Origin of the sequence: Clostridium beijerinckii HUN142, from assembly GCF_000621745.1 — a bacterium.
In the GTDB taxonomy this organism is placed as follows: domain Bacteria; phylum Bacillota; class Clostridia; order Clostridiales; family Clostridiaceae; genus Clostridium; species Clostridium beijerinckii_A.
This window is the reverse complement of the sequence record NZ_KK211335.1, coordinates 548807-571301: the sequence shown is the minus strand read 5'-3', so window position 1 is coordinate 571301 and position 22495 is coordinate 548807. Positions and strand designations below refer to the sequence as shown.

Sequence of the window (22495 nt, the reverse complement as noted above, 5' to 3'; positions counted from 1 at the left end):
TCTCCCTTAAATCTTTTATGATATTAAGCAAATTGTGGTAAATAATCTTTATGTGCCTCTAGTAATTCATCCAATAATATTTTTGCCATTTTCTCTGATGGAATTAATGGATTAATAGTTAATGCAAGAAGTGCTTTATGATAATCCCCTTCAACTGCTGCTTCAACTACTAAACGTTCAAATGATTTTATTGTTTGAACCAATCCATTCACACTTACTGGTAATTTTCCCATAGCAATAGGTTTAGGCCCATCCTTAGTTATAATACATGAAATTTCGACTGCCGAGTCATTCTCTATTCCTTCAATAGCCCCATTGTTTTTAGTATTAACTGGTTGAATATCTCCCTTGTTGTTATAAATAGAGTTAATTAATCTGCAAGCTGCATCTGAATAATATGCTCCACCTCTTTTTTCTAATTGTGGTGGCTTAATATCTAAATTTTCATCTTTGTATAGTTCAAATAAATCATTTTCTAATCTCTTAACTACTTCTGCTCTAGTTTCTCCCTTAGAAAATTCTTTTAATTCTTCTTCAAGCATATCTGCTGTTTGAAAGTAATACCTGTGATATGGGCATGGCATCATTCTAAGAGCTTTAATAAATTCTGGATTCCACTCTAAATCTTGAATATTTTTTACGATTGACCCCAGTTTACCTTCTGCTAGTGAGTCTATTACTTTATCAGTAATTTTTTCACCATCTAAATAAATTTCTCTACCAAATACCATATGATTTAGTCCCATGAAATCCATAGTAATTCTGTTATGATCTACTTCGAGCATGTCTGCTACTGCTTTTTCCATGCCAATCGGAACATTACATAATCCAATAACTTTTTTATTTTTTCCATACCTAAGAAGAGCCTCTGTTACCATTCCTGCAGGATTTGTAAAATTTATAAGCCATGCATTTGGACATAGCTCTGACATATCTTTATCTATATCTAAAATCACAGGTATTGTTCTTAATGCTTTAAACATACCTCCTGCACCATTGGTTTCTTGTCCTATTACTCCATGGCTTAATGGTATTCTTTCATCCTGAATCCTAGCATCTAACAGACCAACTCTTAATTGTGTAGTTACAAAATCTGCATCCTTTAATGCTTCTCTTCTGTCTAAAGTCAAATGAATTTCCATAGGTACGCCAGCTTTTTTAACCATTCTTTTAGCTAATTTCCCTACAATATCTAATTTTTCTTTTCCGCTTTCAATATCAACTAGCCATAATTCCCTTACCGGAAGTTCATTATACCTTTTTATAAACCCTTCCACTAATTCTGGAGTATAGCTCGATCCCCCGCCAATTGTTACTATTTTAATTCCTTTTTCCATCAGATATCCTCCTATATATTATAAAATATAAGCATAATCATTTTTAAATTTTGATTTAATAATTTAAGCATTTGTTTATATTTGTATACTTATTTTTTATTCTTTAAGCAATTTATTTAGATACTCTTATAGGAAATTTCCTCTTCTATTCTTTATATAAAAATTGTATTTTCTCTTATTTTCATAAATTTCTAACAGATCTGTTTTCTATATCGTAACTCAATATAATCTTCTATTCAATAATATAAAAACGCAACTGTACTAGTACAGTTGTGTTTTTATTAAATATAGAGCACCGTAATGGTAACATACTATTTATCAATATTTTAACAATGTCTTTACGAAAAGCCTTAACTACTATTTCCTAGTAATCGGCACATTTAAATGTTTTGCTTTATATATAACAATAATTTTTAGTTATATATCTCTAAAATTTATTAATTCAATGTTTTTTTCATTAATAAACTGTATTACTTCTTTATTAGTTAATGTTTCTAATTCCTTTACTCTTGGATATGCATATGAACTACTACTAAGAATCTTAGAATCAAGATATCCTGGATGACACATAATTTCTAAAGAATCTATATTCATATTATCATCCAAAAGGTTTATTAACATCTGGGGTTCAATCATAGAAAGATTGTAGAAACTATCAACAAACTTAGTTGTTGTTTTAATATTTTCATACTTTTCTTCTCCAATTACCTTAATATGTCTAACTGGTATATTATGCTCCTTTGCTAACTCAGCAACTACCTCAAAAACACTCTCAATAGAATGTACATGATGATGTGTATCTATATGTGTTGGAACGATCCCAAAAGATAAAAACTTTTCAAATTGGTTTCTAAATTCTATTCTTATATCTTCAATACACGCTGACTCAACCATCTTATCATATTTTAAAAAATTCCCTTCATTATTAACTAAGGTTTTCACGTTTTTTGATAAAGGTCTGCCTGCGGTAAGAACCAAGTGAATTCCTACACCTAATTTAGAGTTTTCTTTTGCCAAATTAACTGCATGTTCTGTTGTCTCCATATTACACATTAATGTGGTAGATGTTACTATTCCATTTTTAAATCCTTCTATTATTCCTAAATTAATTGCTTTTGAAATACCAAAATCATCTGCATTCATTATTAATCTCATATCTTTCTCTACTCCTTATATTTAATGTTTTAATCTAACAGAAATATATTTATAATAACATAATAATCCACATTATTTTTGTCAGCAATAGCTCCAAATAATAATCATATTATATGTAACTCTTATTTTTAGTCAGGATATATTTCATAATATAAACCTCCGACATAGCTCACTGCCTATATATGCCAAAACTAGTATTACAATATAATATTAAAGGATTCAGTAATTATTTTACTTTTTTTCTCTTCATTAATCATATCAATATATTCCTTAAGCTTTTCATGCCACTCCTTCTCACTTTCAGTTCCATAATCCGCATCCATAACTGAATCGCTTGGAATATTCTTAAGTAACAATGATATTTCAAAATCATCTAAGGCCTTAAATATCTCAATGAATTCATAATCAAATATACAATCAGAGCCAAGAACATCTACTAAATCCCTAAGACTGTGAATTTCCTCCCTTATAATTTGTATCTTATTCTCTACTTTATCACAATCTCTAATTTCTTCAGTTATATCCTTAAATCTGCTGTTCTCTAGACTTTCTCCATCTTCATATCTAATTAAATTTTCATTTGCATTTTTAAATGTGATAAATGTATTTTCCAATTTATTAATTTCAATATTCTTCTTAATATTTGGCATAATCTTGTAAATAGTTTTATTTATATAATTAATAAAATTTATACCATTTATAGTAAACTCCTTGAAAATATCTTCAACTATCCTAGATATTACTTCATTAAATTCCTCTTCTTTCAGTTTTCCTAATTTATTTTTAAGATAACGTCTTTCAATATCTGTTATATCTAGAGTTATTCCTCCCTTCCCTAATAACATGCATCCTAAATAATTAGTCAGAACCAATTCAAAGATATTTATTAATATATAATCTGAATTTTTATCAAAACTTTTAAGCAAATTTTCAATTTCATAGCTATCAAAATGGGAACAAAATTGATTTTCAAAGTCTATTTTTTTTAAATATTCGTTTATATATTCTATTCCTACTAAATCCATCTCATCTATAGCTAATGGATAATCTATAGATCCCTGAGTTTCATGAGCTGCAAATCTACTATCATATTCCATAAAAAATAATGGAATACCGTAATCTATAGTGTCTATATAAGCATAATTAGCTGTTTTTAATTTATTTTTTTGCACAATGTTTAATAATTCTTTACTTTCTTTTATTTTAATCTTTAAAAACTTTTCACCTTCGGAAAATAAATATTTCATTGTGTTTTCTTTTATTAAAGTGACACGTTCCTTTATTGATGTTTTGCTTTTCAGAAAGATCCCTATAGTATAATAAATTGATAGAATTATTTGCTCTGCTACTTCAACTCTCACTGAACAGCTTTCATCTTTTGTATAATAGCCTACTGTTTCTTTTAAAATATTTAATATCTGAATTTCAATATTTTCTATCTCTTTATTACTTAATAATTCATTTGACTGAAGTACTTGCAGCAAGGATTGAAAATAGTGCTCCTTACTTAATAAATTTTCAAAAACATCATCTCTATTAATAATCCAATTTTCCATTAAAACACTTCATCTCCATCCACATTTAGATAATCTCCAACTCCATATTTAATATTGTGAGCTATAGTATCCAAATACTTATATCTAAGTAGCTCCAATGATCCCTGGCATTCATTATCAAAATAATTTTTCATTAAATTAATTAATTCAATGTCACCTATTTCTTCCATGGTTTCATTTTTATAATAATAAAATGTTTCTATAAGCTCCTCTATAGTTTCAATGTAATTGTATTGAGAAATATATGACGAATCGCAAAAGGTTGATATTATTTGCTTTATTATCCCTCCACCAAATTCAATTCTGCCATTCTTACTTAAAGCTTCGCTTCTTATCTCAACTATCTCTTTAACATTTTCTTCACTGAGCTTTAATCCATATTCCAATGTCTCCTCATTACACTGCAGAATCTCTTCAAAAGTTTGTTTACTTATTATAGAATCAGAAATAGACATAAGATAATTTTTCATAAATAACACCATCCAAACTTTTTTATTTTTAAGTATTGACTTTTATTTTTTAGTATGTTATGATTAATATATATATAATAAATATCAACAAACCTTTAATAATTAATTTTATCATCGGCTATATGGAAAGTCAATGGTATTTTTTTATGTCCAATTTACATAAATAATAAACTCTATAGATTAATATAAAATACTTAGCAACTAAAAAGACTGTTAAATATCTATTAACTTTTGATATTTAACAGCCTTCTTAATTATTAAGTTCAAATTTAACAATTTTAATTTTTTCAATAGATAACCAAATTCTAGATACTTAACAACCTGAACAAATGTCTATCTTCACTTATATAGATTAACTTCTCATCAAGTTTTTACTTGGCGCTCTATATAAATAACACAATTATATCACCCAATCACCATTTTTAAATACTGGGATCTTTTCTCCATTAGCGGTTTCACCTATTATTTCAAGCTCCTCTGATCCTACCATAAAATCTACATGAGTTAACGAATCATTAGCTCCATTTTTTATTAGTTCTTCTTCCGACATATTGTCACCATCTTTTAGGCAAGTTGGATACGCTTTTCCAAAAGCAAAATGACATGATGCATTTTCATCAAATAATGTATTAAAGAAAATTAGTCCTGAATTTGATATAGGTGAGTTATAAGCAACTAACGCAACTTCTCCTAAATATCTAGCACCTTCATCTGTATCTAGTAATCCTTTTAATATTTCTTCTCCCTTTTCTGCAGTAAAGTCAACTATCTTACCATCTTTCAATGTCAACTTAAAGTTATCAATTAAATTTCCTCCATAGTTCAATGGCTTTTTACTAGTAACATAGCCGTTTACTCCATCTCTCTTTGGAAGGGTGAATACTTCTTCTGTCGGTATATTAGCAACAAAGTTAATACCATCTTTAGAATTCTCTTCACCGCTTAACCATAGATGTCCTTCTGGAAGTTCTACCGTTAGGTCTGTGCCTTCTGATTTATAATAAAGATATTTAAAATTCTTTTCATTTAAATAATTTTTTCTATTTTTTAATTTTTCTAAATGTTCATTCCACGCATCAATAGGTGATTCTTTATCAGCTCTTACTATACTAAAAATTGACTCCCAAAGATTCTCTACTGCATCTGCTTCCGATAAATCAGGGAATACTTTTCTTGCCCATCCCTTTGTAGGTATTGATACAACACACCATTGAACTTCATTACTCATCATGGCAGCACTAACATCTTTCATAGCCTTGCTTGAAGTTTTTGCTAAAGTGGAAATCTTATTAGGATCTACTCCGCTTAATAGCTCTGGATCTCTAGCAGATATACTTATAAATGCAGTTTTCTCCTTTATAAGTTGTTCTCTTGATAATACAGCATGTTTTGGCTCCCTTTCAAAACTCTCCATAGGCGCTTTATTGTATTTTATCAAGGCGAGTTCTTCATCATTGTAATCAACTATAACATTAATAGCACCAGCTTCATAAGCTTCTTCTGCTATCAGTCTAGCAAACTCTGCACATTCTATTGGTGAATTTATAAGCAATTGTTGCTTATCTTGTAAGTTGATCCCCTTCTTAACAACAAGCTCTGCGTACTTTCTTAATATATCTGTATTCATTTTGCTTTCCTCCACATTTTTTCTCAAAGATAATATTATTCCATAATTATATCATAATCTAATATATGTATTTCCATTTAAAGTTTATATAATATCTTCTTAATTTATACCTTGCTTTATTATGTTTTAAATATATCTTATACTCTATTATTGAAGTAACACTTAAATAGGCTGATTTTAACAGTAACATTAAATCTATATAAAAAAGGTCCGATTCAAACAGTTATTGAATTCAGACCTTAATTAAAAAAATTAACAGCCATTTCACTTTTTCTTTTAAAGTATTAAAAGAATATTCATTTTATGATAGTTTAAACAGATATCATTACCCATTGTTTAAGATTTTTAATAGACTTTTACATTCACTGACTTCTATAAGAAATCTTTCATAAATTCACTTACCTTATTTAAATTAATCTCGCTGTCTACAAGCGGCTTACTCTCTCTTAAAAAGCTCACTTTATCATGAAAATCAGACTTATCTTCTTTATATAATACTCCCAAAGGAATTTTATCTCCCCACTCCATGGATTTTTCAATAGCTTTTAATTTATTACTGCAATCATATTCTTTCCCAAGCTTGTAGACTCTTTTATTATACCATTGAAATGTATTAACTTTGTTAAATGATACACATGGCTGTAAAATATCAACAAGAGAATAACCTTTATGACTAATAGCTTCAACCATAATTTCCTTTAAATGCTCCTTATCTCCACTAAATGCTCTAGCAACAAAACCAGCGCCGAGAGTTATTGCAAGAGCCACTGGATTCATAGGAATGTTATTTGATCCATTTGGCTGAACATCTGTTACATGTCCGATGTCAGTTGTAGGTGATGCTTGTCCCTTTGTTAATCCATATATTTGGTTATCGTGAACAAAATGTGTTATATCTACATTACGCCTAATATTATGAATAAAGTGATTTCCACCCTCTCCATAAGAATCCCCTTCTCCTGTATTTACTATTACAGTTAGTTTTTTATTTACAATTTTTGCTGCAACTGCCGGTGGCAATGATCTTCCATGAAGCCCACAAAATCCATTAGTATTTATATACTGAGGCGTTTTCGCAGCTTGACCTATTCCACCAACAATAAGTACTTCATGGGGAGCTTTTCCAAGAGTTATAAGTGATTGCTTAAGAGCATCAAGAATATTATAGTCTCCACAACCTGGACACCAAGCTGTTTCTGATGTTAAAAATATTTCATTATTCATTATTGCTCACCCCTAACTAGCTTATTGTATATTTCTTGAGAAGAAATAGGTCTTCCATCATATTTTAATATGCTACTATTACATTCAATACCAGTGCATTCTCTTATAAGTCCTGCTAATTGACCAGTAGCATTTTGTTCTATATTTATTATACTTTTTACTTTTTTAGCATACTTATTGAGCTCTTTATCTGGTAGAGGCCATACATCACCAAATATTAATGAGCAGTATTTATTTTTTCCCGAACGTTCATTTAAAAGTTTTACAGCTTCCTTAACTGGGCTGTACAACGATCCCCAAGCTAAAAGTAAAGTATCTGCATTTTCTTCACCTATGAATTCTGGTTCTAAAAGTTCCTCTTTTAAGTATTCAATTTTTCTAAGCCGCTTTTCATTCATCTTATTTCGTACTTCTGCGGATTCTGTAATATGGCCATACTCATCATGTTCATCGCTATCTACAAGAACTGTTAATCCAGGTATTTTTCCTGGTGTTATTCGAGGTGATACGCCACTTTTTGTTACTTCATAACGCTTATATTCTTTATAATCTTTATATTCCTCATCTTTTAGATATCTTTCAACTTTAATACTATCAAAGTTGAATGGCTTTACAGTTCTTATGCTGTCTGCCAAAAACTGATCACCCAATAAAATAACAGGTATTTGATATTTGTCTGCTAGATTAAATGCCCTTACTGTTTGGTAAAATGCATCTTCTGGATTTCTTAAGGCGATTACCATTTTAGGAATTTCTCCTGGTGTTGAAGATATAACAAACTTTAAATCAGCTTGTTCTGTTCTCGTTGGAAGGCCTGTAGTGGGACCTGGTCTTTGAATTTCTGCTATTATAAGCGGTACTTCAAGCATTCCGGATAATCCTACCGCCTCTACCATTAGCGCAAATCCTCCTCCAGACGATCCTGTCATTGCTCTAACACCTGCATAAGAGGCTCCAATAGCCATATTTATTGAAGCAATTTCATCTTCAGCCTGTTCAACTACAATTTCTGCTTCATTCATTTTTGATGCAAGATAATTCATTATACTTGTAGATGGTGTCATTGGATAGGCAGAATAAAATTTACAACCTGCCGCAATAGCTCCTAGTGCAATAGCATCATTTCCACCTAATAAAATACTATTATCTTCATTCTTAGATTGAATTGTATATTTAGGATCAACAAGCTTAAATCCTTCTTCAAACGCACAAAAGTTTTTAATTACAATTTCACCTTTAAACTTCTCTGATAGTAATTCCTTGACACCGCTTAAGTCAAGGCCGAATAATTTCACAACAGCACCAAGTGCAACACTTCCATGCACTTTTGGGTTCCCAATATTTTTAGCTATACTTTTAAGTGGAAGCCCAATAAATCTCTTATCCTCAAGCTTAATCTGCTCATCTGAAATAATAAATCCATCCTTCTTCAACTTATCAATATGCAAATCAATTGTTTGTTTATCTAAAGCAATTATTCCATCCAGTTCATCCCAGTGAGAATTTATTTCTTCATTTCCAAAACGTATTTGGAAAAAGTTATGGCCACCTCTTACTCTGGACATGTAATCTTGTATAGTAAAAATTTCAAAGCCTTTTCTTTTTAGAACTTTCTCTAATATGGAGGAAATAGTCTCCATTCCTAACCCTGCGGCGCCCCCAATTAAAATATTATAAATCATAAAATTCCTCCCTTCTAAAAAATCTTATAAATTGCATGCTGATAATATTTTATTATTGTTTCTCAGCATTATGACTATATATATATAATCTTTAAATGCATAAAACCGACAATTTTTTAATATAGCAAAATATCCTTTTAATCATATTCTAATATTGACACTAATTTATTAATAAGATGATTATTATTAATAAATATTCTAATTTAGATACAGATAATCTTGAGTTTTTAGGATCTGGTACGCAAGGAAAGGTTTGTAAAATAGATTCACAAAAATGTATAAAGGTTTTTAAGAAAAAGCAGATATGTTCAGATGAAATAGAAACTCTAGTTATGGAACAAATGGATTTACACTTTCCTAGACTTTATGCCTTTGGTAGAAATTATATAATACGCGAATACATTGATGGAATAGAACTTGATAAATACTTATCATCTAATCCACTATCTGAAAATATTTCCCCAAAATTATTTAACTATATGAAGCAATGGATTCAGATAGAGATGCCTTTTGGAAAATTATAGATAAATGCAATATAGATATAGTTTTCTCTAGTCATGAGCATAACTATTCAAGAAGAATTATAGACGATTCCTTTAGCAACTGGAATTCACGCTATGAAAGAAAAGTTAATCAAGTAATCACTGGTGGTGGCGAAAAGCTTATAGACAAATATAAAGGTAAGCAGGGAATAGTAGTTGCTCTAATAGCTGTATACTACTATTTAGTTGTGGATATAGAGGATGATTGCATTAGAATGTAAGCAATCAGCTCAAAAGATAAGAAATTAGGTGCATTTATTGTGGGTAGTAAAACAAATTTCTAACGAATAAATTGAGATATCGTGGAAAATTACAAATCCATTTAGGGGATAGTCTAATAAACTTTATAAAGATTATGCAATGCATTATTAAGCCAAGTAAATACAGACTATCTCTTTATATAAAAAGTTGTAAATAGATAAGCATATCTCTTTACTTTATATTCACTCCTATTCCTAAAGCAAGCTTGAAATCAATTCTTTACTTGGTGATGGTATTGTAACTGTACTTATGATTTCACCAGTTTCCATAAGTCTGCTTTCGCAAGCTTCAACTGCAGATTTTACAGCGGACACTTCTCCAGTCATTAACATGTATCCTTTTCCACAAAGTCCTTTTGCAACTCTTATTTCTAATAGATCTATATTAGCAGCTTTCAATGCTACATCTCCTGCAATTACAGAAGCTACTGCTGATATAGTTTCAACAATTCCTAGCGAATCAATTTTCCCAATGTCAATTGTTCCTATAATAGCTGGGAATACATTTTCATGAACATTTGCTATTAAGTAATCACTTATAAGATAACTGCCTCCAATATTTTTCCCTACTTTAACGGCATTTTCAACTGCACCTACATCTCCAGATAATATCACTATATATTTCCCAGGACATACTGGTGAAGCTAAAACTAACTCGACATTTGAAGATTTAAGCATTTCATCACATGCTTCCATTCCCTTTGCAATGCTTTTATATTCAAGTAATCCAATAGACCTTCTCATTGCTGCCTCTTCCCCTTTCATAGATTTAATAATACATATATTATTTAACTATAACTATACTTTCATCTGTTATTTCTTTTATAATTCCATCTATGCTTGCATGGATCTTAGCTCCTAGCTTCCCATCTGAAATTTTTCCTATCAAATCACCTTTTTGAACTTTATCTCCAACTTTAACTATAGGTTCAGCTTTTACTCCTATATGTTGTGATCTTAATATTGTGACTTTTTGAAAATCGTATTCTTTCTCTTCTAAAAGTGAATCTGAATTATATTTATTTATGTCAAGCCTTTGCTTTAATCTCTCAACAGGAAATTTTCTATACCTTCTAAATTCATCCGCCTTTTCTGGTTTCCTATTATGAGGATTTCTTATACCATTTTTACTTAATTCCCCTTTAAAGAATCTATTTAATTTCCAAGGTTGTAGTCCCATAATACACGCTTGTTCACAAAGAGCACATTCGCTGCAAAGAAAAGTATTTGTAGGTGAGATTTCTGTACTACAAGTCTTACCATAACTAGCAATTCTCATTATTTTAGACGGTTCAATTTTGTGCCCTAGCAAATGTCTCGGACAGACTTCCGTACATAAAGAACACTGACAGCACGCTATTCTTGCATCTCTTATGGTAGATTGTATACTCTTTAATTTAGATTGCACTATTTTATGTTCCTTTTCGAGCACTATTAGCCCTTTCGTATTTTTTTTGATTGGACCTTGAGTATCTTCTACTATCTTTCCCATCATTGGTCCGCCATCTATAACGCAAAAATCTTTTATAGAACTTCCACCTGCAATTTCAATTGCTTCCTCAATCGAAATTCCTATAGGCACTTTAACTGTTATTGGATTTCTTACCTCACCAGTAATAGTTAAATATTTTTCAGTAACAGGAATACCATTAATTGCATTGTATACATTTAATAAGGTTTCCACATTAATTACTATAACTCCTACATTTAAAGGAATTCCACCCTCTGGTACAATCTTATTTGTAACTTCATATACAAGAACTTGTTCATCTCCGGCAGGATAAAAATTTTCCAACATAAACAGCTGTAATTTAGGATAATTCTTAATTTTTGAATTTAATGTACTTATTGCACCTTTATATTTCCCTTTTAATGCAATTATCCCTACCTCACTTTCGGTTTCATCAACAACCTTGTCTAAAGCATAGAGAATTTCATCTGCTTTCTTATCCATCAATTGTTGGTCTACCTTTAGCAATGGTTCACATTCTGCACCATTTACTATTACAGTTTTGACTTTTGCATTTAATTTCACATGTGTTGGAAAACCAGCTCCACCGGCTCCAATTATTCCAGCATCTTTTATTAAATCAATAAAGCTTTTTTCCATAACTTCTCTACTCCAATTCTATTTCATTGAAAAAGTACCGCCTAAACACATCTTCTCTTTATTGCAAATTTTTTCTTTAAGATATATGAGAGAAAATATTAATTCCATAATATGATAAATATTTCCCATTAAACAATGAAGTATGTTTTCCAATAGTACCCTATTAGGTAAACATAGTGACAAAGTATAAAGGGAAATATACTATCATACTGACTACATTATCTTATATTAAATGCATCTACCATAACACACCTACGTTTTCTGCAGAAAGACCTTGCTGTTGTTAAACCTTCACCAGTAGGGCCTGCAATAGTAAATGTTGTAGTTCCTTCCCCACCAACGCCTATTCCAGCATAAGATGGTGCATTTTTGACAAAAATAGTTGTTTCTAAAAGTCTTGCCATTTTAGTAAGCTTGTCAACATTCTTTGAATGCATTATAGCTGTATGTCTATTTCCATGCTCAGCAACGTAAGCACATTCAATAGCCTCATCTACATCTTTTGTTCTTACAATAGGTAGAATAGGCATCATCATTTCTTCCAAAACGAAATGATGATTTTTATCTACTTCCATTATGATTACTTTAATATTCTCATCTACTGAAATACCAAGCTTATTTAAAATATGTGGTGCACTCTTTCCTACAAAAGAAACCTTAGGTCCACCATTTTCATTTGTAACTAAATCTAAAAGTTTTTGAATCAATTCTCTATCTTTAATTTCATAAGCTCCATTCAGTTTCATGTAATGTATTAAATAATCACATATTTGATCAACCGCAAAGACTTCTTTTTCAGCTATACATGGAACATTATTATCAAAGCTGCATCCATTAACAATATCAATAGCAGCTTTTTCTATATCAGCAGTTTCATCAACAACAACGGGAGGATTTCCTGCCCCCGCTCCAATAGCTTTTTTTCCTGTAGACATAACCTTTTTAACAATGGCTGGCCCACCAGTTGCTACGAGCATTCTGATCTTTGGATGTTCCATCATAATATTTGTATTTTCAATAGAAGGTTCATTAACTGTTGCTATAAGATTATCAGGAGCCCCTGCCACTTCTAATGCTTTATTTAACATAGTCACTAATTTTATTGAAACATTTTTTGCTCTTGGATGTGGACTAAACACTACTGTATTCCCGCCCGCAATCATAGAAATAGAATTACAAATGATAGTTTCAGTAGGGTTTGTAGTAGGAGTAATAGCACCAATTACTCCAAATGGACAATATTCAACCAAAGTAAGTCCATTATCTCCTGTCATTGCCTCAGTATTTAAATCTTCTATACCTGGTGTCTTTTCAGCCGCTATTCTATTTTTAATTAATTTATGTTCATATTTACCAATCTCTGTTTCTTCAACAGACATTCTTGAAATCAATTCTAAATTTTCCTTTTTCAAAATGGCAGCCTTTATAGTATTCACATATTTTTGTCTATCGTTCATAGAAGAATTTAATAATTGTTTTTGTGCTATATGTGACGCTTCAACTGCCGCATCCATAGTTTCAAAAATACCGTAATTTTTTAAAGAATCAAATTTATCCAAATTTAATAAGTTTTTATTTTTCACTTCCTCTATTGCTTGTCTAACTAGTTTTTCAACTAAAACTACATCTACATCCATTAATATACACCTCTTTTTAAAATTTTCATCCTCTATTACAGTTCATTGCAATGCCTAAAGGCGTTACTAATAAAGGTTCATTAAACTTTATGGTTTTAATACCTATTTCTTTTTCAAAAACATCGTTAAATTCCTCAAAGGATGAAGCCCCTCCAACAACATAAATTTCTGATACATCATAACCATTTAAATATCTCTTTACTATTGATGCCATCTTTTCAACTACAGGTTTAATAATTGGAAATATATCTTTGTCTTTCTTAGGATCTTTCTTTAATTCTTCTGCTTCCTTAATTGATATTCCATAATATCCTGCAAGTACAAGTGTCATATGTGTACCCCCAGTTGCTTCATCAGCAGTAAAAATTACTTGTCCATCCTTCAATATACTAATTCCTGTTGTTCCACCTCCAACATCAACAACTGCACCGTCCTTAATGTCTATCACCCTAGCTGCCGCTGTTGGCTCATCCACAACATTTATAACTTCAAATCCTGCTGCTTCTACAACATTGGATATACACTTTACATTACCGGAAATAATTCCTGGTGGTATAGCAGTTGCTGCTGTTAGAAGCTCTCTACCAATTATTTCTTCAACCTCAGCTTTTAAACTTTTAACTATATTTATAGCGCCTACAAAATCTACTACAATTCCATCTTTAACAACAGTAGAAGGGTAAGTAGCTCCTGCAATAGGATTATTATTAGAATCTACAACTGATACAACAATATTGGCCGTTCCTAGGTCTACTCCCGTTTTAAGCTCTCCTTCAAATGAATTACTTCTATTTTCAGCAATCAAATTGGAGAATTCTGTTAATATGTCACTATTTATTAACATTCTTATCTCTCCTATCATAATTAATTTGTAACTAACTGCTTACTTCCTATGCAGGATAACAAAGTCATCATTTTTTAAAGCACAAGCATTAGCTTCATCAACATCCACATGCATTTCAAGAGAAGACTTATCAGAAACCCTTATTAAAACATTACCTAAGATACCATGTCTTTCGCCCATAGTTTCCACTTCAACAATTTCCTTATCTTTCACTCCCATTTTCTCAGCATATTCAGGTGTCATATGAATATGTCTTAAAGCAATGATTGTTCCGTTTGGAATTTTCACACTCCCTTTAGGTCCTATAATTTCAAGTCCTGGAGTATTTTCTAGTTGTCCTGATTCTTTAATTGGAGGTTTTACCCCCAACCTAAAACTATCTGTCATTGAAACTTCAACCTGACTTTCACTTCTTATAGGGCCTAAAATACGGACATTTTCAAATTCACCTTTAGGACCTCTAATAGTTACAGTTTCATTAGCTGCAAATTGTCCTGGTTGTTTCAAATCAATTTTTTTAGCTAAGCTATATCCTAGACCATATAGAATATCTAAATCCTTTTGACTTAGGTGCACATGCCTATTTGATACGCCAATAGGAATTTTATAATTCTCTAATGCTTTGATTTTATCTACAACTATTTTAGTAATTAACTTTACTACATCTTCGCTATGCATTTTATCAACTCACTCTCTAGATATCCTATAAAAACTCTATAAAGTTTTTGGTAATATCTTTTCTGTATCAATATGTGGTCTTGGAATAACATGTTGCGAAATCACTTCGCCAACATTTCTTGCAGCTGCAACTCCAGCATCTACAGCCGCTTTTACTGCTCCAACATCCCCGCGAACCATTACAGTTACAAGTCCTGATCCAATTTTTTCATATCCAACCAGCATAACATTTGCTGCCTTTGTCATTGCATCAGCGGCTTCTATTGCACTAACTAAGCCTTTTGTTTCAACCATTCCTAAAGCTTCATTATTCATAATAAATTCCTCCTTATTTTTTAACATATAAATCTAAATGAACATCGCATTAATAATAAACATTGAAATAAATATTACCGTGGCTGGTGGGTCTATATACGTATCACAATAACTGTTAATAACTTTTCCTGCAATTAACCAGGCTATTGCACAAGCAATTCCTACGCAAACACCTATAAATATATTTCCTGTCATAACTGTAGCCGCTGCAGCTGGTAAAGTGATATGATGTGTTACCGGAACTCCAAAACCAGTCTGCAAGAAAATCAATGAAGTTGCACTAATTCCAAAGCAAACAATAGGATACATAGACATAACTTTAGGTGATACACCTGAATTAACCATTGATATAGCAATGCCGCTTACAACAATTCCAACTGTTAATCCAAGCACAATATGATTAACTAATGTTTTTGTATCAGGAAGCCAATCTCTTTTGCCTGCCCCAGTATACTTACCAACCGGACCTGTCTTACCAAATACTAATCTCGAAATCATCAAAACGGTGAAAACAGAAATAGCAGGAAGGTCTGTTTTAAAGTTCAATACTGCACCATAAACATAGTGACATAAAAAACCTATAACTCCGAATAAACCTCCAACGAGTATTACGGTATAATCATTAATTGAATATAATGGTGTTAATACATCGTTTGCATTGCTCAATGTTTTTCTTTTATTCCCAGCAAATGCTGCTGCCGCTACTCCTGCTGCAAATGCAATATGAGGACCTAAAAAAGAACCAAAAGTAATATTTCCAACCGTTGGTTCAGCAATACCTGCTAATCCTAAAATTCCTCCAACAACTGCTAAAATTCCCGTTAAAATAAAAGCAGGTATTGATCCAAGAAGTGCTCCTAAAGCTCCTCCACCAAATGCTGCTATTAATGCATAGATATTCATAACATCAAACTCCTTAAATACTATTTAAAATTTTCCAAAACACATTGCATTGCCTTCTTTCTTAAAAGTTCCATTTTATCGGTTTTTTCCCATTTAAAATTTTTATTTTCACGCCCAAAATGACCATAGGCGGCTGTATTAAAAAATTGTGGTTTCTTTAAATCAAGTTGCTCTAAGATATTAGCAACCGAAAAAGAAAAAGTCTCTTTAATTATTTTTCTTATATCTTTAATATCTATTTTCTCAGTTCCAAATGTATTAATAGTTATTGCTTCTGGTTCAGCTTCTCCAATTACATAGCTTAAGGATAATTCAACCTTATCAGCCAGCTTTGCAGCAACCATATTTTTTGCCACATACCTTGCCATATATGCTGCTGATCTATCTACTTTTGTGGGGTCTTTTCCTGAAAAGGCTCCACCACCATGTCTTCCAATTCCACCATAAGTATCTACCATAATTTTTCGTCCCGTTAAACCCGTATCACCTGCAGGACCACCTATAACAAATCTTCCGGTAGGATTAATATGTATCTTCGTATCATATTTAATCCACTTGCTATCAATAACATTACGAATAACCTCATATTCAATAACATTTTTCATATAATCATAGTCAATATCCGGATCATGTTGAATTGAAATTACTATGCTTGAAATGTTAATTGGATTCCCATTACTATCATATTTCATTGTAACCTGAGATTTACCATCAGGACGAATCCAAGGAATTCCTTCACTTTTTCTAAGTTTAGATAACCTCATTGTAAGTTTATTGGCTAAATCACACGTTAATGGCATATAATTATCAGTCTCATTAAAGGCATACCCGTACATAATTCCTTGATCACCAGCTCCTAATATTGCTTTAGTAATCTTCCTGTTTTCTTCTATTTTGTCAACACCTAAAGCAATATCTGGAGACTGTTTATTGATATTTGTAAACACTAGGCAGTTCTTATAATCAAAACCATATTCTTCTTTCGTATAACCAATATTTTTTACAACCTCTCTTGCAACCTCAACAATATTTACCTTTGCATTTGAAGTAACCTCTCCTGCTATCATAATTGTATTCTTTGAGACCATTGTTTCTACTGCAACTCTTGAATTATTATCCTGTGCTAAATATGCATCTAAGATTCCATCCGATATCTGATCGCAAATTTTATCAGGATGTCCTTCAGTTACAGATTCTGATGTAACAAAATATTCGCTCATGTTTTACCACCTACCTTGATTTTCTGATTCTACAACATTTTTTTATATTTATAGACCGTTGTATTTTCATACTTCTTAAACACTTTGCTAAAATAACTGCTCTCATTATATCCAAGTTTAAATGCAACGTCCGTAATACTTAAATCAGTAAAACAAAAATATCTTTTCGCCATATTAATCTTTCTCATATGCAAATATTCCATAACACTTATGTTAAACTGCCTTTTAAAAATTCTACTTAAATAGCCTTGGCTTACTGAACAATTATTAATTATCTCATTTAATCCAATCTCTTCTTCAATATTATTTTCAATATAACTAAACACATCATTTAATATTGAATACTTTTTTATGCTATTTTGTTGAAAAACATAATTCATAACTTTGAATAACCAAAATTCGAAAAATCTTTTCTCATTGCCTAAATGTTCTTCCATCGGAAATATCTCATTAAGCTTTTTGGGCTTTTTGTTTAGCAGTTGGACAGAATTAATAAGATTTTCTCCTATTTGCATAAATTCTTCTCTTAGTAACTTTGTATCAGAATTTTTAGAAGAACACATCTCATCTATTATCTTAGGAATTTCATAATACATTTTTTTGTAATCTTTTTCTTTAATTATTAAAAGTAGACTGTCATACTTATTCCCTTCTATCTCACTTTTAACATTCTGATTCTCATCTTTATAATTGCTCAATAATTTTTCTATTTGAGAAAAGGATACAGGTTTTGATATATACTCTTTAACTTTAGTTTTTAAGGCTTCAATTGCAAAATCAAAACTGTTATAAGATGATACAATAAAAATAGTGGTACTTGGATTAATGGTGTATATCTTTTTACTAGATTCTATCCCTGATTCACCCGGCATCATGATATCCATAAAAACAATATCTATTTTATTATTTTTACATATCTCAACTGCCTGCTCACCGCTACCAACAGAATATAAGACCTCAAATCCTTCAACTTTAGATATCATAACCTTTAAAGATGCTCTCATTAGTGGTTCATCATCTGCAATTAATACTCCATACATATCTAGACATTCCTTTCTTCGAATTTTATTGGAAATCTTATAATACTCCTTGTACCTTCTCCTTCAGTATTTTCAATAAAAGTATCATACTTTTCACCAAATAATGTTATGAGCTTTTCTCTTGCATTGGAAATGCTTATCTGAATAGATTCTCCCTCATAACCACCTTTATATATCTTGAATTTCTTAGCTATTGCCTCATCACTAAATCCAGATCCATTGTCATAAATACATATAACAACATCCTTACCTTCATAATAAGAAGTTACCGCTACTTTTCCACCATTATTCTTTGTTGCAATTCCATAAAAAACAGCATATTCCACAAATGGCATAATAATATGGCTTGGGATTCTTTGATAATGCATTTTTTCATTCATGTTAATTGAATATTGAAGCAAATCTCCGTACTTAACTTTCTGAATCTTTAAATATTTTTCAATATTTTCGAATTCATCTGATAAATTTGTATAGCTCTTTTGACTACCTAAACTCTGCTTTAAATAATCTGCAAACATTACAATCATTTCATTTGTCTTAGGTGAATCTTCAATAGCTGCTAAATTAGAAATCGAATTCAAAACATTGATTAAAAAATGTGGGTTTAATTGAGCTCTGAGATTTATAAGTTCATTTTTTTTCAATGCATTTTCTATTTCAAGTTCTTTTTTAGAATTATTTAATTCCTCAACTTCCTTTTTTAATGAGTTTTTTTGCATCAATCTATATGCTTCTTTCTCTCCCAATTGATTTATAATAAGAGAAATTAATTCCGCAACACTCATAAATTTTTCATAATCATATAATTGAACAGACTCAAACAAACTTAACATATGCTTATCTTCCCTATAATTTTGGGAATGTTTTATTACGTTTTCAAGTTTACTTACTCCTGAAGGTGCATCTAAGCATCTCACTTGTCCACCAATAAATCCACCTAGATAATGGCCTCTAACGATTATAGGTATTGCAATTTCAAGTAATCCACAAGGGCAAAAATATACACAATTCTTTTGCGTAACTGCTGCCTGAATTCCACCAAAAGCATCGGAAGACTTACAGACACATTCTGCTTTCTTATTTTTTCTAATCTCGCTACAAAATTCTGTGAAAGAAGTCATTTTGGTAATTGGTTCACCTTTATAATCAACAGTAACAAATGCAAGGCCTGTTGCTCTAGATATCTTTTCTTGAATATCCTCTAATGTTTCTTTGCCGAATAAATTGATTATATTAAATTTATTAATTAAATTCTCATCAATCTGCGTATTGCTGTCAACGATTTCACCTTTTGTTCTATCATGGAATTCATGCATTTAACCCACTCCTTCATACATCACAAGAATATATTTTTCTAAATATATTCTATCATACTAAGATTAGGTTAGTACACTAATTGAATCAGTCTTTCCATACCAAATTTTGTAATATCTCTTCTATTTGCTTGTGTGCATCCATCCTTTAGTGCATTTTCAGCTATAATTGATTTTACATTGTCAAATTCATTTTTATCTACACCACACTCTTTTAAGTTTTGAGGCATGTTCATAATCTTCGTCAGTGTTTTAATATATGTTTTTAAAACTTCAACTGCAAATTCATCACTTTGTGCTTTTTCCACCATACCAGTTTTATAAACTAATTTAGCGTATTTCTTTAAAATCTCATGATCTTCACAGTTATAATCTATTACAATATTTACTAATATTGAATTGGCAAGTCCATGCGGAATATGAAATCTACCTCCTAATTGATGAGCAATGCTATGATTTATACCAAGACCCGCTATATTAAAAGCCATACCTGCTAAATTAGATGCTTCATGCATTTTATTCCTTGCTGCGATGTCAGTACCTTGTTTATAGCACTGTACTAAAGATTCAATGACCAATTCAACAGCTTTTTCAGCTAATGCATCTGAATATACATTTGCATCTTTTGCAACATATGCTTCTATTGCGTGAGTTAAAACGTCTATTCCTGTGTTTGCAGTAATGTCTGCTGGAACAGAAACTGTTAGATTTGCATCTAAGATTGCTTCATCTGGCAGCATCACATCATCAAAAATAATATGCTTTGTTTTTGTCTCAGTATCAGTAACTACTGTCGCTGACGTTACCTCAGATCCAGTTCCACTTGTAGTTGGAATTGCTATAAAATTAACTTTATCAATAAAGTTTTGCTGTTTTGCGAAATAAATAATTCCCTTCGCTGTATCTATAGCAGAGCCTCCACCATACGCAATAACTATGCTAGGATTATTTTTCTTAATAAGAGCAACACCTTTTCCAATTACATTTAGTGGCGGGTCTGGAATAACCTCATCAAAAACAGAAACATTATTACTGTCATTAATAAAACTCAATAGACCTTTTACGCTGCCGTTTTTCACAAGAAATTGATCACATACCACACAGATATCTGTATTTTTAAATTTCTCTAGGCGCTTCAGAGAATTTTCTCCTGAATATATTTTTGTTTTAATATACACACTTTTCAAAACTTCATCTCCTTTCCTACCTAATTGAAAAACCATTTGTTAGGGAACATCGTCTTCTTCTTGCAAAATGCCTTGCTGTAGTAGTACCTTCTCCTGTGATTGTAGCAATTGTAAAGCTGGTATCACCTTCACCATTACATCCAATTCCTACGAGTGAAGCACCATTTTTAACAAATACTGCCGTCTGCATTACTTTTGCTGCTACATTTAATCTTTCAATTGATTGAGAATGAATTGTTGCTGTGTGCCTGAATCCTTGTTCTATTTCAAGTGCTGTATCCAATGCTATTTCAAAATTCTTTACTCTTATTAATGGTACAAGTGGCATAAGCATTTCAACTGTTGCAAATGGATGCTGCTTTATGGTATTAACTACAATAAGCTTAATATCTCTTTCGCATACAATTCCTGCAGCCTTTAAAATCTCATTTGCACTTTTACCTTCAAGAGTTTTATTTAATGCCATGTCACTTGTTAATGTAGCTACTGTAAGTTTAAGCATCTCTTCATCTTTATCAACGTAATATACCTCATTTTTAATAAGCTCTTCTACTAGCAAATCAGCAATACTTGAAACAGCTACTATGCTTTTCTCCGAAATACACATTATGTTATTATCAAAAGAAGCTCCTCTTACAATATCTCTTGCGGCTTTTTTAATATCAGCCGTTTCATCAACAACAGTTGTAGGATTACCTGGGCCTGCACCAATAACCTTTTTCCCTGATGCCATTGCTTGTCTTAAGACATTATTACCACCTGTAGTAACCACCATTGAAATATCTGGATGAGTCATAATTTCATTAGTGCACGTCATTGAATTTTCATTTAAAGTTACAACTAAATTATCTATTCCACATCTTTCTCTTATTGCAATACTGATTATCTCAGTAACATATTTTGACACTTTTATTGCTCTTGGATGTGGACAATGAACAACTCCATTTCCTGCTGCCAGCATCCCAATTGTATTACTAATTAATGTAGCACATGGATTAGTACATGGATGTATAGCGCAAATAACACCATAAGATGATAGTTCATATAATGTCATCCCATTATCTCCGGTTCTCACTTCAGTAATTAAATCTTCTATTCCTGGTGTCTTTTTAATCGCTAGAATAAGCTTCTCAATTTTGTCAGGCACATTCCCCATTCCAGTCTCTTCAACCGTCATATAAGCGATTTCCTCAACCCTAGATAAAAGCTTTTCCTTAATACAATCAATAATCTCTTGTCTTTCATTTAAAGTAAATTTGTTATATTGGTTGTATGCACCTACAGCTGCTAAAACTGCATCGTTCACTGAAGAAAAAACACCACTTTTTAATTCTTCTTTGTTGAAAAATTTATATTTTATATCCATGTTAACCTCCTCTCTTGATTATGGAATAA

General features: G+C 31.2%; 21 protein-coding genes. 2 read left to right on the top strand and 19 right to left on the bottom strand.

Annotated features, from left to right (window positions below):
* Positions 1 to 23: 23 nt before the first annotated feature.
* The 7 genes from T483_RS0120710 to T483_RS0120680 form a co-directional block, all read right to left on the bottom strand.
* A complete protein-coding gene (locus T483_RS0120710) occupies positions 24 to 1337 on the bottom strand; it encodes a 6-phospho-beta-glucosidase (protein ID WP_026888548.1) in 1314 nt (437 codons plus the stop codon).
* Between the two features lie 417 nt (positions 1338 to 1754).
* Positions 1755 to 2492, bottom strand: a complete 738-nt coding sequence (gene chbG, locus T483_RS0120705) for a chitin disaccharide deacetylase (RefSeq protein WP_026888547.1) — start codon at positions 2490 to 2492, stop codon at positions 1755 to 1757.
* A 197-nt stretch (positions 2493 to 2689) separates the two neighbouring features.
* On the bottom strand, positions 2690 to 4048 hold the full coding sequence (locus T483_RS0120700; protein WP_026888546.1) for a DUF6179 domain-containing protein: 1359 nt from the start codon (positions 4046 to 4048) through the stop codon (positions 2690 to 2692).
* Positions 4048 to 4518 (bottom strand): DUF6323 family protein, encoded by a 471-nt coding sequence (locus T483_RS0120695; RefSeq protein ID WP_026888545.1) that lies wholly within the window; start codon positions 4516 to 4518, stop codon positions 4048 to 4050. The genes T483_RS0120700 and T483_RS0120695 overlap by 1 nt, the downstream gene beginning before the upstream one ends.
* A gap of 400 nt (positions 4519 to 4918) precedes the next feature.
* Complete coding sequence (locus T483_RS0120690; protein ID WP_026888544.1) at positions 4919 to 6145, bottom strand: aminopeptidase; 1227 nt, start codon at positions 6143 to 6145, stop codon at positions 4919 to 4921.
* Positions 6146 to 6517: 372 nt separating this feature from the next.
* Entirely contained in the window at positions 6518 to 7369 is an 852-nt protein-coding gene (locus T483_RS0120685; RefSeq protein WP_026888543.1) for a thiamine pyrophosphate-dependent enzyme, read from the bottom strand.
* On the bottom strand, positions 7369 to 9051 hold the full coding sequence (locus T483_RS0120680; RefSeq protein ID WP_026888542.1) for a 2-oxoacid:acceptor oxidoreductase subunit alpha: 1683 nt from the start codon (positions 9049 to 9051) through the stop codon (positions 7369 to 7371). The genes T483_RS0120685 and T483_RS0120680 overlap by 1 nt, the downstream gene beginning before the upstream one ends.
* Before the next feature lie 176 nt (positions 9052 to 9227).
* Here T483_RS0120680 and T483_RS29580 point away from each other — a divergent pair, with 176 nt between their 5' ends.
* Positions 9228 to 9575, top strand: a complete 348-nt coding sequence (locus T483_RS29580) for a hypothetical protein (protein WP_051560480.1) — start codon at positions 9228 to 9230, stop codon at positions 9573 to 9575.
* Positions 9539 to 9814, top strand: coding sequence for a hypothetical protein (locus T483_RS29575; protein WP_026888541.1), 276 nt, complete (start codon positions 9539 to 9541; stop codon positions 9812 to 9814). The genes T483_RS29580 and T483_RS29575 overlap by 37 nt, the downstream gene beginning before the upstream one ends.
* 234 nt (positions 9815 to 10048) lie before the next feature.
* On the opposite strand, the gene T483_RS0120665 is transcribed toward T483_RS29575, so the two are convergent.
* From T483_RS0120665 to T483_RS0120610, 12 genes are all read right to left on the bottom strand, one after another.
* A complete protein-coding gene (locus T483_RS0120665; protein WP_026888540.1) occupies positions 10049 to 10597 on the bottom strand; it encodes a BMC domain-containing protein in 549 nt (182 codons plus the stop codon).
* Positions 10598 to 10637: 40 nt separating this feature from the next.
* Entirely contained in the window at positions 10638 to 11963 is a 1326-nt protein-coding gene (locus tag T483_RS0120660) for a 4Fe-4S dicluster domain-containing protein (protein ID WP_026888539.1), read from the bottom strand.
* Positions 11964 to 12181: 218 nt separating this feature from the next.
* Positions 12182 to 13600 (bottom strand): aldehyde dehydrogenase family protein, encoded by a 1419-nt coding sequence (locus T483_RS0120655; RefSeq protein ID WP_026888538.1) that lies wholly within the window; start codon positions 13598 to 13600, stop codon positions 12182 to 12184.
* Positions 13601 to 13625: 25 nt separating this feature from the next.
* The gene (eutJ, locus tag T483_RS0120650; RefSeq protein ID WP_026888537.1) at positions 13626 to 14444 is read right to left on the bottom strand and encodes an ethanolamine utilization protein EutJ; all 819 of its coding nucleotides are present in this window, start codon (positions 14442 to 14444) and stop codon (positions 13626 to 13628) included.
* A 39-nt stretch (positions 14445 to 14483) separates the two neighbouring features.
* Complete coding sequence (locus tag T483_RS0120645) at positions 14484 to 15122, bottom strand: phosphate propanoyltransferase (RefSeq protein ID WP_026888536.1); 639 nt, start codon at positions 15120 to 15122, stop codon at positions 14484 to 14486.
* Positions 15123 to 15158: 36 nt separating this feature from the next.
* Positions 15159 to 15437 carry a propanediol utilization microcompartment protein PduA gene (gene pduA / locus T483_RS0120640; RefSeq protein ID WP_012060205.1) on the bottom strand — a complete coding sequence of 93 codons (279 nt, stop codon included), beginning with the start codon at positions 15435 to 15437 and terminating at the stop codon, positions 15159 to 15161.
* A 33-nt stretch (positions 15438 to 15470) separates the two neighbouring features.
* The gene (locus tag T483_RS0120635; protein WP_012060206.1) at positions 15471 to 16340 is read right to left on the bottom strand and encodes a hypothetical protein; all 870 of its coding nucleotides are present in this window, start codon (positions 16338 to 16340) and stop codon (positions 15471 to 15473) included.
* Positions 16341 to 16360: 20 nt separating this feature from the next.
* Positions 16361 to 17560, bottom strand: a complete 1200-nt coding sequence (gene metK, locus T483_RS0120630; RefSeq protein ID WP_026888535.1) for a methionine adenosyltransferase — start codon at positions 17558 to 17560, stop codon at positions 16361 to 16363.
* Between the two features lie 29 nt (positions 17561 to 17589).
* On the bottom strand, positions 17590 to 18600 hold the full coding sequence (locus T483_RS0120625; RefSeq protein ID WP_026888534.1) for a response regulator: 1011 nt from the start codon (positions 18598 to 18600) through the stop codon (positions 17590 to 17592).
* Between the two features lie 2 nt (positions 18601 to 18602).
* Positions 18603 to 19916, bottom strand: coding sequence for a sensor histidine kinase (locus T483_RS0120620; protein WP_026888533.1), 1314 nt, complete (start codon positions 19914 to 19916; stop codon positions 18603 to 18605).
* Positions 19917 to 19984: 68 nt separating this feature from the next.
* A complete protein-coding gene (locus tag T483_RS0120615) occupies positions 19985 to 21091 on the bottom strand; it encodes a 1-propanol dehydrogenase PduQ (protein WP_242841903.1) in 1107 nt (368 codons plus the stop codon).
* A gap of 25 nt (positions 21092 to 21116) precedes the next feature.
* The gene (locus T483_RS0120610) at positions 21117 to 22466 is read right to left on the bottom strand and encodes an aldehyde dehydrogenase family protein (protein ID WP_035790408.1); all 1350 of its coding nucleotides are present in this window, start codon (positions 22464 to 22466) and stop codon (positions 21117 to 21119) included.
* Positions 22467 to 22495: the final 29 nt, after the last annotated feature.

Coding starts and splice junctions, on each gene's coding strand:
- T483_RS0120710 (WP_026888548.1), bottom strand. CDS start 1,337: ATGGAAAAAGGAATTAAAATAGTAACAATTGGCGGGGGATCGAGCTAT.
- chbG (WP_026888547.1), bottom strand. CDS start 2,492: ATGAGATTAATAATGAATGCAGATGATTTTGGTATTTCAAAAGCAATT.
- T483_RS0120700 (WP_026888546.1), bottom strand. CDS start 4,048: ATGGAAAATTGGATTATTAATAGAGATGATGTTTTTGAAAATTTATTA.
- T483_RS0120695 (WP_026888545.1), bottom strand. CDS start 4,518: ATGAAAAATTATCTTATGTCTATTTCTGATTCTATAATAAGTAAACAA.
- T483_RS0120690 (WP_026888544.1), bottom strand. CDS start 6,145: ATGAATACAGATATATTAAGAAAGTACGCAGAGCTTGTTGTTAAGAAG.
- T483_RS0120685 (WP_026888543.1), bottom strand. CDS start 7,369: ATGAATAATGAAATATTTTTAACATCAGAAACAGCTTGGTGTCCAGGT.
- T483_RS0120680 (WP_026888542.1), bottom strand. CDS start 9,051: ATGATTTATAATATTTTAATTGGGGGCGCCGCAGGGTTAGGAATGGAG.
- T483_RS29580 (WP_051560480.1), top strand. CDS start 9,228: ATGATTATTATTAATAAATATTCTAATTTAGATACAGATAATCTTGAG.
- T483_RS29575 (WP_026888541.1), top strand. CDS start 9,539: ATGGATTCAGATAGAGATGCCTTTTGGAAAATTATAGATAAATGCAAT.
- T483_RS0120665 (WP_026888540.1), bottom strand. CDS start 10,597: ATGAGAAGGTCTATTGGATTACTTGAATATAAAAGCATTGCAAAGGGA.
- T483_RS0120660 (WP_026888539.1), bottom strand. CDS start 11,963: ATGGAAAAAAGCTTTATTGATTTAATAAAAGATGCTGGAATAATTGGA.
- T483_RS0120655 (WP_026888538.1), bottom strand. CDS start 13,600: ATGGATGTAGATGTAGTTTTAGTTGAAAAACTAGTTAGACAAGCAATA.
- eutJ (WP_026888537.1), bottom strand. CDS start 14,444: ATGTTAATAAATAGTGACATATTAACAGAATTCTCCAATTTGATTGCT.
- T483_RS0120645 (WP_026888536.1), bottom strand. CDS start 15,122: ATGCATAGCGAAGATGTAGTAAAGTTAATTACTAAAATAGTTGTAGAT.
- pduA (WP_012060205.1), bottom strand. CDS start 15,437: ATGAATAATGAAGCTTTAGGAATGGTTGAAACAAAAGGCTTAGTTAGT.
- T483_RS0120635 (WP_012060206.1), bottom strand. CDS start 16,340: ATGAATATCTATGCATTAATAGCAGCATTTGGTGGAGGAGCTTTAGGA.
- metK (WP_026888535.1), bottom strand. CDS start 17,560: ATGAGCGAATATTTTGTTACATCAGAATCTGTAACTGAAGGACATCCT.
- T483_RS0120625 (WP_026888534.1), bottom strand. CDS start 18,600: ATGTATGGAGTATTAATTGCAGATGATGAACCACTAATGAGAGCATCT.
- T483_RS0120620 (WP_026888533.1), bottom strand. CDS start 19,916: ATGCATGAATTCCATGATAGAACAAAAGGTGAAATCGTTGACAGCAAT.
- T483_RS0120610 (WP_035790408.1), bottom strand. CDS start 22,466: ATGGATATAAAATATAAATTTTTCAACAAAGAAGAATTAAAAAGTGGT.